Below are 12,202 nucleotides of genomic sequence, written 5' to 3' on the forward strand. Positions count from 1 at the left end.
ACTCCGTTCGGCCCGGACTTCAGGCAGGTGAAGGCCGAACCGGGGGCACGCTCAGCATCAGGCCAGAGGTCACGTTGAGTGCTTGTGGATAACCTCTGCGCGGCTACCCCCTTTCAGACATGCTGACGCGGTGAGCATCGCGGTAAGCACTTTCATTGGTCCAAGTACTCAATGTGCCTTGTTCGAGGCGCACGGGTTGGATGCGGCGCGTGTCCTTCGGCGGTCCCTGTGACCGCTCTGCTGGCGCTGGTGATGGGGGCGGGAGTCTCGATCATCGTGAGCGCGAGGCTGTGGCCGCAGAGCAGCGAGCGACGCGACCGGCGCCTGTCCAAGGTTGCCGACTTCGAGGCAGATCTCAGGCGGGCCGGGTTCGAGCGGGTGCCCATCGGCGTGTTCGCGGGTGCTGCCTTCGCGCTCGGGCTCGCGTTGGGTGCCGTGGCGCTCGCTCTCACGGGGGTGGTCGCTGTCGCCCTCATCGCTCTCGTTGGTGGCTCGGCGGCTCCGGTCACGATCGTGCGGGTGCGGTCCGTGCAGCGGCGAAACCGGAACCGGCTCGTGTGGCCGGACGTGGTCGATCACCTGGTGGCGTCCATCCGTTCCGGGGTGGCCCTGCCCGAGGGGGTCGCGGGGCTGGCTGAATCGGGGCCGGTGGTGCTGCGGGAGGACTTCGCCGCCTATACCCGCCAGTACCGCCTGACGGGCAGCTTCCGGGTGGCTCTCGACGAGCTGAAGGAGCGGCTCGCCGACCCGACCGCAGACCGCATCCTCGAGACGCTTCGCATGTCCAGAGACGTCGGCGGATCGGAGCTCCCCACGGTGCTCAAGAGCCTCGGCAGCTACCTGCGAGAAGAGCAGGCCGTGCGCCACGAGGTCGAGGCCAAGCAGTCCTGGGTCATGAACGCCGCCAAGCTCGGCTCGGCCGCACCCTGGATCGTCCTGCTCATGCTGGGAACCAGGCCCGAGGCGGCGAGCGCCTTCAACAGCCTCGAGGGCGCGATCGTGATCCTCATCGGCCTGGGCGTGACCGTGGCCGCCTACCTGCTCATGCTCCGCATCGCGAAACTCAAAGACGACCGCAGGTGGTTCGCATGAACGAGACACTCGGCTGGGCCGTGCTCTGCGGGCTTGGCCTCGGAATCGGCCTCTGGACGTTGCTCGCCGCCGTCCCGCGCCTCTCCAAGCCGAACCTCGCGGAGCGTCTCGCCCCGCACCTCTTGGACATCTCGGCGGCGGCGCGAGCCGACGTGCAGAAGACCGCGAGCGACCCGCTCCCTATCCTCGGAACGCTCGCCGCCCCATTCGCCGCAAGAGGCAGAGCCCTCCTCGATGAAGTGCTCGGCGGCAGCGACCGCATCACCGCGCAGCTGCGCCAATCGGGCTCCACGACCAGGCTCGAACGGTTCCGAGCCGAACAGCTCACCTGGGGACTCGTTGCGGCTGGCCTGGGCCTGAGCGTCGGCCTCTTGCTCGGCGCGACCCGCGGAATCCCGGTCCTCGCCCAGATCCTCCTGCCTCTCCTCCTCGGCTGTGTCGGCATCTTCCTCCGCGACCGGGCCCTCGGCCGCGCCGCGCAGCGCCGTCACCGACGCATCGCCAGCGAGTTCCCCACCGTCGTCGAGTTCCTCTCCCTCAGCCTCTCGGCAGGTGAGGGCATCTTCGACAGCCTGAAGCGCGTCGCCAGCGTGAGCACCGGCGAGCTCGCGAAGGAGTTCGCGCGAGTCGTCCACCACGTCAACACCGGCGTCTCGCTGTCCGATGCGCTCCACGAGATGACCAGGGGCGTCCGCTACCTGCCGCTCGACCGCTGCGTCGAGCACATGATCTCCGCACTCGAACGTGGGGCGCCGCTCGTCGAAGTGCTCCGCGCGCAAGCGAGCGACGCACGGGAACTCGGCAAACGCGACCTCCTGGAATCCGCTGGCCGGAAGGAAGTGCAGATGCTCGTTCCGCTCATCTTCCTCATCCTCCCCACGACCATCCTGTTCGCCCTCTACCCCGCCGTCTTCGTGCTCCGCACGAGCTTCTGACCGCCACCCGAAAGGCACACCATGCAGTTCCTGCACGCACTCCGAAACCGAGCCAGCTCCGAACGCGGCGACGTCCCCGGTTGGGTCCTCATCACGATCATGTCTGCGGGCCTGGTGATCCTCCTCTGGACCGTCGCCGGCGACCTCCTCGTCGACGTGTTCCAGAACGCCATCACCCGCGTCAGTGACTTCAGCTAACCGCCCCCACCCGCGCGGCGTGATGCGCGACGAGACCGGTTCGGCAGTCGCCGAATGGGTCATGGTGTCGGCGATGCTCCTCCTCCTCACGCTCACCGTCCTGCAGGTGGGCTTCACCCTGCACGTTCGCACGACGCTCCTGGACGCCGCGGGGGAAGGCGCGAGGCACGCCGGGCTCTTCGGCGGCGGCCTCGAAGCGGGGGAGATCCGAGCGGCAGACCTCATCACGGTCGCCATCGGTGCCGGCTACGCCCAGGACGTGACGGCCACGGCAACCGAGACCGACGGATCACCGACCATCGCGGTCACCGTGCGCTCACCACTGCCGCTGATCGGCCTGATCGGCCTCCCCGACGCGCTGGAGGTGACTGGACATGCGCCGACCGAGACGCTCGAGACTGAGTGACGATCGGGGCTCGGCCTCCCTCGAATTCCTGACGCTCGGCACGCTGCTCATCGTGCCGCTCGCCTACCTCATGCTGACGCTGTCCTCGCTCCAGGGTGCGAGCATCGCCGCCGAGTCTGCGGCACGCAACGCGGCGAGACTGCTCGCAGCGGACCCCGCCGCAGCCGACACCCAGGCCCTTGCCGAGGCCACGATCGCACTTGCGACCGCCGACCACGGATTCGACGCGAAGCTCGTCGAGCAGACGGTGGAGTGCCGCGGCCCGGACCCCAGCTGCACCGCCCCCGGCTCGGTGCTCGCGGTCACCGTCACGATCGCCGTGCCGCTGCCGTTCGCATCCAGCCTCACCGACTCGGCGACGCCGATCTCGGTCCCCACGAGCGCGACCTCCTCGTTCGCCGTCACGCGCTTCGGCCTGTCCACATGAGCGGGATGCGCGCGCGAGCACGAGCGGGCCTGCGCTGGACGCGCGGGGAGCGCGGCAGCGTGCTCCCGCTCATCCTCGTCTTCCTCATGATCGGGCTCACCGCGGCCTACGTGCTCGTCGCGGCCACTTCGCTGTCCATCGAGCGCAAGCGCCTCCTCACGATCGCCGACGCCGTCGCGCTCTCCGCCTCCGAGAGCTTCTCCGCCGCCGACGTGGTCTTCGGCGACGGGGAACTCCAACCGGTCCTCAGCCAGACGCGCGTGGAAGACCGCGCCCTCGCGACCCTCGAGGACCTCTCCGCGGCGCGCGCCGACAGCATCACGCTGGACTCCGCGACTGCACCCGACGGTGTCACCGCGCACATCGTCATCACCGGCGCATGGTCGCCACCCCTCGCCCACGCGCTCCTCCCGACAGGACTTCGGATCACCGTCTCCAGCGACGCAAGAGTCGTGCTGAGCTGACACGATGCGCGCCGGCCAGCACCGCCCAGCCCCGACGGCTAGTCTTGGGGGATCATGATCAACCTTGACCTCGCCTCGGAGATCACTGCCCTGCGCAGCACCTTCGGAGACATCAGCGCCGTGCTCAACCCCGACAAGCTCCGCGCGAAGGTGGTGGAGCTCGAGGCCGAAGCGTCCGTCCCCGACCTCTGGAACGACACGGACAACGCGCAGAAGGTCACCTCCGCCCTCAGCCACGCCCAGTCCGACCTCAAGCGTCTCGACGAGATCGAGCAGCGCCTCGACGACCTCGAAGTGCTCGCGCAGATGGCCGTCGAGATGGAAGACGAGGACACGGCCGAGGAAGCCCGAGCCGAGCTCAAGTCGATCACCAAGGTCATCGGCAACCTCGAGGTCCAGACCCTCCTCGACGGCGAGTTCGACCCCCGCCCGGCCGTCATCACCATCCGCGCCGGCGCCGGCGGCGTCGACGCCTCCGACTTCGCAGAGATGCTCCTTCGCATGTACCTCCGCTGGGCGGAGCAGCACAGCTACAAGGTCTCCGTCCTCGACACGAGCTACGCAGAGCAGGCGGGCATCAAGTCGGCCACCATCGAGATCGACAGCCCGTACGCCTTCGGCACGCTCTCCGTCGAGGCCGGCACGCATCGCCTCGTGCGCATGAGCCCCTTCAACTCCGCAGGCAGCCGCGAGACGAGCTTCGCCGCCGTCGAGGTCGTGCCGCTCATCGAGCAGACCGAGTCGATCGAGATCCCAGACAACGACATGCGCGTGGATGTGTTCCGCTCGTCCGGCCCCGGTGGCCAGTCCGTCAACACGACCGACTCCGCCGTCCGCATCACGCACCTGCCGACCGGCATCGTCGTGAGCTGCCAGAACGAGAAGAGCCAGATCCAGAACCGCGCCGCCGCGCTCCGCGTCCTCCAGTCGCGCCTCCTCCTGCTCCGCCGCGAGGAGGAGAACGCACAGAAGAAGGAGCTCGCCGGCAACATCACCGCCAGCTGGGGAGACCAGATGCGGTCCTACGTCCTCGCCCCCTACAAGATGGTGAAGGACCTCCGAAGCCAGCACGAGACCGGCAACACCGACAAGGTCTTCGACGGCGACATCGACGCATTCATCGCCGCCGGCATCCGCTGGCGCAAGCGCGGAGAGGCCGACGCCGCCTAGCTCGGGTCGCTGACCATCGCGTCTGACCACTTCTGCATGTCGCGCCGGGCTGACGCCAGTCCGGTGCCTACCCTGTTAGCGCCATGATCAGATTCGATAACGTCGCCAAGGTCTACCCTGGCACCGCCGCCCCCGCACTCGACGACATCACCTTCGAGGTGCTGCGCGGCGAGTTCGTGTTCCTCGTCGGCCCCTCGGGCTCCGGCAAGTCCAGCGTCCTCCGCCTCATCCTCCGAGAAGACGCACCCAGCCGAGGCCAGGTGCACGTGCTCGGCCAGGACCTGCGGCGCATCTCCAACCGCAAGGTGCCGTACTACCGGCGCAGCATCGGCATGGTGTTCCAGGACTTCCGCCTCCTCGCAGGGAAGACCGTCTTCGAGAACGTCGCCTACGCGCTCGAAGCGCTCGGCAAGTCGCGTGGGCACGTCGCGAAGGCGGTCCCCGACGTCCTCAAGACCGTCGGCCTCGGCGACAAGGCCAACCGGTTCCCGCACGAGCTCTCCGGCGGTGAACAGCAGCGAGTCGCGATCGCGCGCGCCGTCGTCAACAAGCCGGACATCCTCCTCGCGGACGAGCCGACCGGAAACCTCGACCCCGTCACGAGCCGCGGCATCATGCGCCTCCTCGCGCGCATCAACGCCAACGGCACGACCGTCGTCATGGCCACCCACGACGTGTCCATCGTCGACGAGGAACGCCGACGCGTCATCGAGCTCGACGGCGGCATCATCATGCGCGACGAGTCAGACGGCGTCTACCAGCCCGGGATCGTCCCCCTCACCGAAGCCGAGACGGCAGCCGCCAACCAGCTCGAGCAGGACGACGAAGCCGCAGTCGAATCTCAGGCACCCACATCCATCGCCGACTCGATCGCCTCGCGCGTCGCCGGCCAATCGACCACGAAGAACACTGGAGACGTCAAATGATCGGCCGCGTATTCGCCGAGATGTGGCAGGGACTGCGCCGCAACTCGAGCATGGTCATCTCTGTCGTACTCGTCACCTTCGTCTCCCTGACGTTCGTCGGCGCCGGAATCCTCATGCAGCAGCAGATCAGCAGCATGAAGTCGTTCTGGTACGACCGCGCCCAGGTCTCGGTCGACCTCTGCTCCTCCGTCTCGAGCGCCCCAAACTGTGCCGGTGGGCAGGCCAGCGAGTCGCAGCGCGAGGCCGTCGAAGCGGCCCTCCAGGGTGCCGTCCTCACGCCGTACATCAACGAGTACGTCTTCGAGGACCAGGACCAGGCCTACGCGAACTTCCAGCAGCAGTTCGCCGGTGACCCGATCGTCTCCTTCGTCGAGCCCGAGTACCTCTCCGAGAGCTTCCTCATCACGCTGACCGACCCCGACCAGGCCGACATCATCATCCAGCAGCTCGAGGGCTACGACGGAGTCGAAGCGGTCACCGACCAGCGGCAGTACCTCGAGAGCATCTTCGAGCTGCTCAACGTCGCGAGCCTCTCCGCCATCGGCATCGCCGTCGTCATGCTCGTCGCGGCCGCCCTGCTCATCGCGACCACGATCCGCCTCTCCGCCATCAGTCGCCGCCGCGAGATCGGCATCATGCGTCTCGTCGGCGCCTCGAACCGCTACATCCAGGCGCCGTTCATCCTCGAGGGAATCGTGGCCGCCCTCATCGGCGCAGTCCTCGCGTCGGGGGCGACGCTCGCCATCGCCCACTTCTTCGTGCAGGGCTACCTTGGACGCCAGCTGCCCTTCGTCTCCCTCATCGGAGTCCCGGAGGCGCTGCTCGCGCTCCCCGTGCTGCTCGTGGTGAGCGTGCTGCTCGCCTGGGCGTCGGCGCGCATCGCGATCAACAAGTACCTCAAGGTCTGACCCGCACGAAACCCGCAGAGTAGACCGATGGACAGCCCGTGTCGTAAGATAGCGGGCTGTCCATCGTCTGCCGTCGAGAGAGGAAGAGGCCATGCCAAAGGAGCAAGGGACAAAGCCTGTCGCGACGAACCGTCGAGCCAGGCACGACTATCTGATCGAGGACACCCTCGAAGCGGGCATCGTGCTCAACGGGACCGAGGTGAAGTCGCTGCGTCAGGGGCGCGCTTCCCTCGTCGATGGATACGCGTACATCGATCGCGGTGAGGCGTGGCTCGACGCCGTGCACATCCCCGAGTACCTCGAGGGCACCTGGAACAACCACGCCCCGCGCCGCAAGCGCAAGCTCCTGCTGCACAAGGAGCAGATCCGCAAGCTCGCGATGAAGACCAAGGAGGGCGGGTACACGCTCGTCCCGCTCACGCTGTACTTCCTGAACGGCCGGGCCAAGGTCGAACTCGCCGTCGCCAAGGGCAAGCGCGAGTTCGACAAGCGCCACGCCCTCCGCGAGCGTCAGGACAAGCGCGAGGCCGACAGGGCCGTAGCCTCCCGCAAGTACATGGGGGAGTGACCCCCGGCGGTCCTCGAACGACGAGCGGCAACAGCGATGCGGCCCCCGATCCACTGGATCGGGGGCCGCATCGCTGTCCGCGCTTCAGGAGGTCAGCGCACGCTCTCGACGAGCGTCGCGATCGAGCTCTCGTGCGCCGAGAGGAGCGTCTTCAGGCTGCGCGACTGCCAGCCCCGATCGCTCTGCCCGTTGGAGGAGGGATCAGCGCTCCACCAAGCAGTCTGCACGGCCGCATCCGCCGCATCGAACGAGTCGAACATCGCCGTGAACAGCGGGGCCGAGTTCGCGAAGGGCACTGCGCCGACGGTGAGGCTGAGCGTCTCCGAGCGGTACGAGTCGGAAGCCGCCTGCGCCGCATCCGCTGCCTTGCCGAATTCGGTGCTGTAGCTCGTGCACACGTCGCTGAGCTCGTCGAGGAAGCAGTCGGACGCGGCTAGGTCGGCGATCCCGCGGTAGAAGTCGACGTAGGTCGACTTGATGGAATCGGCGATCTTGGTGCCGATGTTCGGGTCGCTGTAGTCGGGGCAGCCCGTCGACACGTTGCACGGGTAGTACAGGTTGTTCCCGAGGTCGATGTTCTGGCCGTCCGGAATGGTGAAGACCGTGCTGGACAGTGCCGCGAGCTGCGTTCCGAACGTGTTGTAGATCGAGTTGTACTTCGGGAACGCCTCGCAGAACTGCTGCAGGGCGGCGACGTCGGCACTGGCCGTGTCGGCGAAGTTCGCGACGATGTCGCGTCGCTCACTCAGCCCATCGCTCTCGGTCTGCGCCTCCTTGTACGCCTCGGAGGCGTCTGCGCCCTCTTCAACCGTGAGCGCGGGCACGGTCGAGCTCGCGAGGTCGGTGATGGTCGTCTCGGCTGTCGCCACGTTTCCGCAGCGGGTCGAGAAGTCGGACATCTGCGCCGCGGACTGCGAGAAGAAGTCGGTGTTCTCGCCGAGCGATGCGGAGATCGTGACGTTCGAGGCGAGGTCGAGGTTCTCGGTCGTCCAGTCGGCGTAGTGCGCGTCGAGATCGGTCTGGAACGCCGCCGCCAGCTCGTCGCCGCGGTTCACGTTGTTGTTGTGGATGGTCACGGGGATCGCCACGGCCGCGCCCACGAGGACGACAACTCCGATGATCGCCGGAATGAGGATGGCTGGCTTGCGGAACCAGGGCTTCTTCCGCTGGGCGCCGTTGCCGAAGTCGTTCGGGCCACCGGGGCCGCCACTCTGGAAGCCGCCGCCTCCGTTGTCGCCGAACGCCGGCGCGCCGACAGCCTGGCCGGGTGCTTGACCCGGCGCGTAGGGGGCTGGGGTCTGGTTGTCCGGCGTGCCGTTCCAGGCGCCGGCCTGCTGCTGTGCGCCGTAGGCCGCGCCGAAGGCGGGCGCTGCCGCGGCCGACGCGGTGGAGCCGTAGGCCGGTGCCTCATTCCCGCCACCGTAGGCGGGCGGGAGGTTCTGGTCGCCGTACGCCGGGGCGTCGAAGCCGCCCTGACCGAGGCCCTGCCCCTGGCCGTCCTGGCCGGCGGGGGCGTTCCAGGCTGGTGTCTGCGTCGTCGGTGCGTCCTGCGCCTCCGGGGCAGACTGTCCCCAGGCGGGAGCTGACGCCTGCTGGTCCCACGCTGCACCTGACGCCGCTGCGCCCTGGTCGTTCCAAGCACCCTGGTCCTGGGCGGGGGACTGGTCCCAGCTCGGTGCGGCAGGCGCTCCTGAGTCCAGGATCTCCGTCTGGTTGCTGTCGCCGCGTCCGAGAACCGCCGTCTGGTTCCCCTCGCCGAAGCCGAGGACCTCGGTGCTGTTCTGCTCGGGCGGTGCCGTCTCTTCGTGCGAGGAGTCCGCGACGGGGGTCACGGGTGCAGGCGGCACGTCCTGCTCGGGGGACTGCGACCAGGTGGGGGCCGCGGGGGCCTCGTACCCGGTCGCATCCGGAGCAGGCGCGTCGGGCTGCTGCTCAGCGGGACGGCCGAAGTGCGCGCCGAAACCTTCGTGCCCGGACACCGCGTCGGCGTTCCCGGACTGCTCGGTCACCTCTGGCAGGTCCTGCTGCGGTGGTTCACCCGCCTGCGTCTCCTGAGACTCGCCCCCAGACTCCGGGGCGTGTTCGTCGCCGTTCTCGGGCTTCTGCCAATTCGGGCGCCCGAATCCTTCAAAGTCATTGCCGCTCATGGGGTTCAGGTTACTGGTCCTCCCGGGAATCGCCTTCAGGCTTGCCCTGAGCAGCCCAGGACGTGGATTTCTCGGCCGACTTGACGTATGTTTAGGAGCTGCCGGTTCTTCTGGCAGCTGCAACTCAACAGTGCTCATGACGTGGAACGCCGCCGAGGAGACTCGGCTCACGGGGATGATCGGTTTCGACATGACTGGTGAATCGGCGTGAAGCGGGTCGAGGATGCGGGGTTATCTCGTAAACGCCCCTCGCAAAACATAGGTGCTAACGCTAAGCGCACCGACTTCGCCCTCGCTGCTTAAGCGAGTCCGATAGTCCGTCAGCCCGGGGGAGTTCCCGCTCCGGTAGCTGGCGTCATTTAGGGAACTTGCTGTGGTGTTGTGTTTCAGGGCACCACGGGACTTGCACTGGAACTGGGCTCGTCGATCAAGGTGTCTGTCCCCATGATCGGAGCCAAGTAGAACAGTAGACAGACTGCACCCGGAGAAGCCGCGGTTTCGTAGTTGTGGACGGGGGTTCGATTCCCCCCATCTCCACGAAACCCACGTCATGAGCGAAGGCCCCGACCGCCCAGTTGAACACTGGGCAGTCGGGACTTTTTTCTGTTTCTGGGAGCGCTCAGGGAGCGGCGTCTGCCCACATCCTGCCCACTTCGACGCCGACGGCAGTAGCGTTGACATGTCCCCCGAGGACGACGACAAGGTGCGCATGTTCGCGAAACGGATACGCCTTGGATGCGCACACCGTCGGTGAGATGCTGGCGAAGGCGAATGAGCTCGGCTTGCCGTCGCCCGTCCGGGTTCGAGTTCGAGATCGCTCGTGGCCACTTCAAGGCCCAGTACACCTGGTTCGACAAGACGCGGTCTCCGACGATGTCGAAGCGCTCGCGGCGCTCGCGTCGCTCGGGATCGAGGTGGACCGTGGCTGAGCGCATCACCGATTGGGGCATCTCGAGCTACACCGGCGAGGACACGCAGATCCTCCGGTGGTCGAGCAAATAGCAGGCGCGGACCGCCTCTGGACAGTACAAGGGCATCTTCGTCACCCGACAAGTCATCGCCGGCGAGTGGGCGGTGTTCCGAGGCTGAGGACCTCTCCTGGGTCGGCCAGGCGTTCCTCAACGCGGGGCGCCAAGACCAGCCCGCCGACCCATGCATCTGCGACTGCGTGTGGATCGACGACGCCGGCGAGGAGAAGCCGTCGGAGGCGAGCCACGGGCGTCTCTGCTCGTGGTGCTTCCTCCGTCTCCGCGATCACTTCGTGTGGGCGCCGGGAGTCGCTGGTGCGCTCGTCGCCGGCGTCGTCCCGGCCTCGGCGCGGTGAAATTCGACGAGATCCGAGTCTCTGGCAGCTGTCGGTACAGGGACGTGTTCTCGGAGAAGCACGCCGAGCTCGCGTCGAACATCGAAGCCGCGATCGTCTCGACGTGCGGTGACGCGGTGCGGATGCTCGGCGTCAACGGCCCCGACGCCGCGCTCGGCAAGGCGACCCGGGCGGGGAAGGACGCGGTCGAGACGCGCGACGAGCTGCGCGAGCTGACCGCCTGGATGCTCACGCACCTCGAGTCGAACGCCTACACGACGCTCGCGGGGGAGGCGCACGACGACATCGTGGAGCCCGTCCGAGAGGGCCGGAAGTTCGCCGGACTCAACGAGGAGAGGCCGAAGCGAGCGCGCGGCGCGTGCATCGTCTGCGGCACCCACACCGTCGAGGTCACCTGGACCGACTTCGGGAACGCCGAGGTGCGGTGCAAGACCTGCCACATGCCGGCGCCGGCCTACAAGCCACAGCTCGTCATCGATCTCTTCCTCGAGCTCGCCGAAGAAGCCTCCAAGAGGTCGGCGTGATCCGCCCGCTGCGCGCCGCCGAGCGCCCGACCATCCCCAAGGAACTGCCCCGCGGATCCTGCCACCGCAACTACTGCTGGGTCGGCCCGTTCTCCCCATGCGGGAAGGACGGCGCCTGCCAGTGCCACACCGCACCGAGGCGCAAGCCTCGCCCCGTCACCGCGACACCCACCGCTCATCAGAAAGGACTCACCCCATGAACACCACATTCGAACTCGTCGACCCCAACGAGCTGCTCCTCGAAGACAACGTCCGCACGACCGTCGACCTCGACGAAGGGTTCGTGCGCAGCATCAAGGAGAACGGCGTCCTCACCGCCGTGCTCGCGCACCGCAACCCCGAAGGCGCGCTCGTCGTCCGTGCCGTCCAACGCCGCACCTTCGCTGCTCGCCAGGCTGGGGTCGCCACAGTCCCGGTGCAGGTCGTCGACGGCGACGAGCAGACCTCGACGCGCATCATCGAGCAGATGGTCGAGAACGACCAGCGCGAGGCGCTCACCGGCCCCGAGCGGGTCGAGGCGTTTAAGCAGCTCGAGTTCGAGGGCATCAGTCTCCGCGAGATCACGAAGCGCACCGGGTCGCACCCCACCGAGATGAAGGCGGCGCTCGCCGTGTCCAAGTCGGACGTCGCGCTGAAAGCGATGGCGGAGCACGAGCAGCTGACGCTCGAGCAGGCTGCCGCGCTCACCGAGTTCGCGGACGACGAGCGGGCCGTCGACGATCTGATCCAGTGCGCGATCTACGATCCGGACGACTGGGACCATGAGCTGCAGCGGATGCGAGACGCGCGCGATCGCGAGTTGCAGCGCGCGAAGCTCGCGAAGGAGTACTCCGACCGCGGCCACAAGGTGTGGGAGGTGCACCCCCGGCACAACGAGGCGACCGAGTGGATGCGTCTGGTCGGCCCCAACGGCCCGGTCACGCGCGAGGAGCTCGAATCGCTCGAGGGTCGAGGCGCGTTCATCAGCACGTGGGGCGAGCCCGACGTTGCTCTCTTCATCGCGACACCGCTCCCGGACGGGTACGGCCACGCCCAGGGCATGTCGCGAGTCGACACGCCTGAGGTAATCGCCGACCGGGAGGCTGCGCGAGCAGCGACTTGAGGCGTGGAACT

Annotated in this window: 15 protein-coding genes and 1 other RNA gene; 15 read left to right on the forward strand and 1 reads right to left on the reverse strand. The window is 67.6% G+C overall.

What is annotated here, in order from left to right; all coding sequences use genetic code 11:
- Positions 1–228 precede the first annotated feature (228 nt).
- From C5E05_RS00820 to smpB, 10 genes are all read left to right on the forward strand, one after another.
- Positions 229–1,092 (forward strand): type II secretion system F family protein, encoded by an 864-nt coding sequence (locus C5E05_RS00820; protein ID WP_104340847.1) that lies wholly within the window; start codon positions 229–231, stop codon positions 1,090–1,092.
- Positions 1,089–2,027 (forward strand): type II secretion system F family protein, encoded by a 939-nt coding sequence (locus C5E05_RS00825; protein ID WP_104241546.1) that lies wholly within the window; start codon positions 1,089–1,091, stop codon positions 2,025–2,027. Before C5E05_RS00820 ends, C5E05_RS00825 begins: the two co-directional genes overlap by 4 nt.
- Before the next feature lie 21 nt (positions 2,028–2,048).
- Complete coding sequence (locus C5E05_RS19965) at positions 2,049–2,225, forward strand: hypothetical protein (protein WP_181059267.1); 177 nt, start codon at positions 2,049–2,051, stop codon at positions 2,223–2,225.
- A gap of 22 nt (positions 2,226–2,247) precedes the next feature.
- Entirely contained in the window at positions 2,248–2,631 is a 384-nt protein-coding gene (locus C5E05_RS00830; RefSeq protein WP_104340848.1) for a TadE/TadG family type IV pilus assembly protein, read from the forward strand.
- The gene (locus tag C5E05_RS00835) at positions 2,600–3,058 is read left to right on the forward strand and encodes a pilus assembly protein TadE (RefSeq protein WP_104241544.1); all 459 of its coding nucleotides are present in this window, start codon (positions 2,600–2,602) and stop codon (positions 3,056–3,058) included. Before C5E05_RS00830 ends, C5E05_RS00835 begins: the two co-directional genes overlap by 32 nt.
- Positions 3,055–3,522 (forward strand): hypothetical protein, encoded by a 468-nt coding sequence (locus C5E05_RS00840; RefSeq protein WP_146080983.1) that lies wholly within the window; start codon positions 3,055–3,057, stop codon positions 3,520–3,522. The genes C5E05_RS00835 and C5E05_RS00840 overlap by 4 nt, the downstream gene beginning before the upstream one ends.
- 54 nt (positions 3,523–3,576) lie before the next feature.
- Complete coding sequence (gene prfB, locus C5E05_RS00845) at positions 3,577–4,692, forward strand: peptide chain release factor 2 (RefSeq protein ID WP_104241542.1); 1,116 nt, start codon at positions 3,577–3,579, stop codon at positions 4,690–4,692.
- A gap of 83 nt (positions 4,693–4,775) precedes the next feature.
- Positions 4,776–5,618, forward strand: coding sequence for a cell division ATP-binding protein FtsE (gene ftsE, locus C5E05_RS00850; protein ID WP_104298594.1), 843 nt, complete (start codon positions 4,776–4,778; stop codon positions 5,616–5,618).
- Complete coding sequence (gene ftsX / locus C5E05_RS00855) at positions 5,615–6,526, forward strand: permease-like cell division protein FtsX (RefSeq protein WP_104241540.1); 912 nt, start codon at positions 5,615–5,617, stop codon at positions 6,524–6,526. Before ftsE ends, ftsX begins: the two co-directional genes overlap by 4 nt.
- Before the next feature lie 91 nt (positions 6,527–6,617).
- On the forward strand, positions 6,618–7,094 hold the full coding sequence (smpB, locus tag C5E05_RS00860) for an SsrA-binding protein SmpB (RefSeq protein ID WP_104241539.1): 477 nt from the start codon (positions 6,618–6,620) through the stop codon (positions 7,092–7,094).
- Positions 7,095–7,186: 92 nt separating this feature from the next.
- On the opposite strand, the gene C5E05_RS00865 is transcribed toward smpB, so the two are convergent.
- Positions 7,187–9,241 carry a hypothetical protein gene (locus tag C5E05_RS00865; RefSeq protein ID WP_104340850.1) on the reverse strand — a complete coding sequence of 685 codons (2,055 nt, stop codon included), beginning with the start codon at positions 9,239–9,241 and terminating at the stop codon, positions 7,187–7,189.
- 171 nt (positions 9,242–9,412) lie between these two features.
- Here C5E05_RS00865 and ssrA point away from each other — a divergent pair.
- From ssrA to C5E05_RS00885, 5 genes are all read left to right on the forward strand, one after another.
- Positions 9,413–9,781, forward strand: a transfer-messenger RNA (tmRNA) gene (ssrA, locus tag C5E05_RS00870).
- Between the two features lie 231 nt (positions 9,782–10,012).
- Positions 10,013–10,243 carry a hypothetical protein gene (locus tag C5E05_RS00875; protein WP_104340851.1) on the forward strand — a complete coding sequence of 77 codons (231 nt, stop codon included), beginning with the start codon at positions 10,013–10,015 and terminating at the stop codon, positions 10,241–10,243.
- Positions 10,244–10,409: 166 nt separating this feature from the next.
- Positions 10,410–10,565: a hypothetical protein gene (locus C5E05_RS19970; protein WP_181059269.1), complete on the forward strand. Its 156-nt coding sequence runs from the start codon at positions 10,410–10,412 to the stop codon at positions 10,563–10,565.
- Positions 10,566–10,609: 44 nt separating this feature from the next.
- On the forward strand, positions 10,610–11,089 hold the full coding sequence (locus tag C5E05_RS00880; RefSeq protein WP_104340852.1) for a hypothetical protein: 480 nt from the start codon (positions 10,610–10,612) through the stop codon (positions 11,087–11,089).
- Positions 11,090–11,285: 196 nt separating this feature from the next.
- A complete protein-coding gene (locus C5E05_RS00885) occupies positions 11,286–12,191 on the forward strand; it encodes a ParB N-terminal domain-containing protein (protein WP_181059271.1) in 906 nt (301 codons plus the stop codon).
- Positions 12,192–12,202 lie beyond the last annotated feature (11 nt).

Origin of the sequence: Pseudoclavibacter sp. AY1H1 (assembly GCF_002931055.1) — a bacterium.
Taxonomy (GTDB): domain Bacteria; phylum Actinomycetota; class Actinomycetes; order Actinomycetales; family Microbacteriaceae; genus Pseudoclavibacter.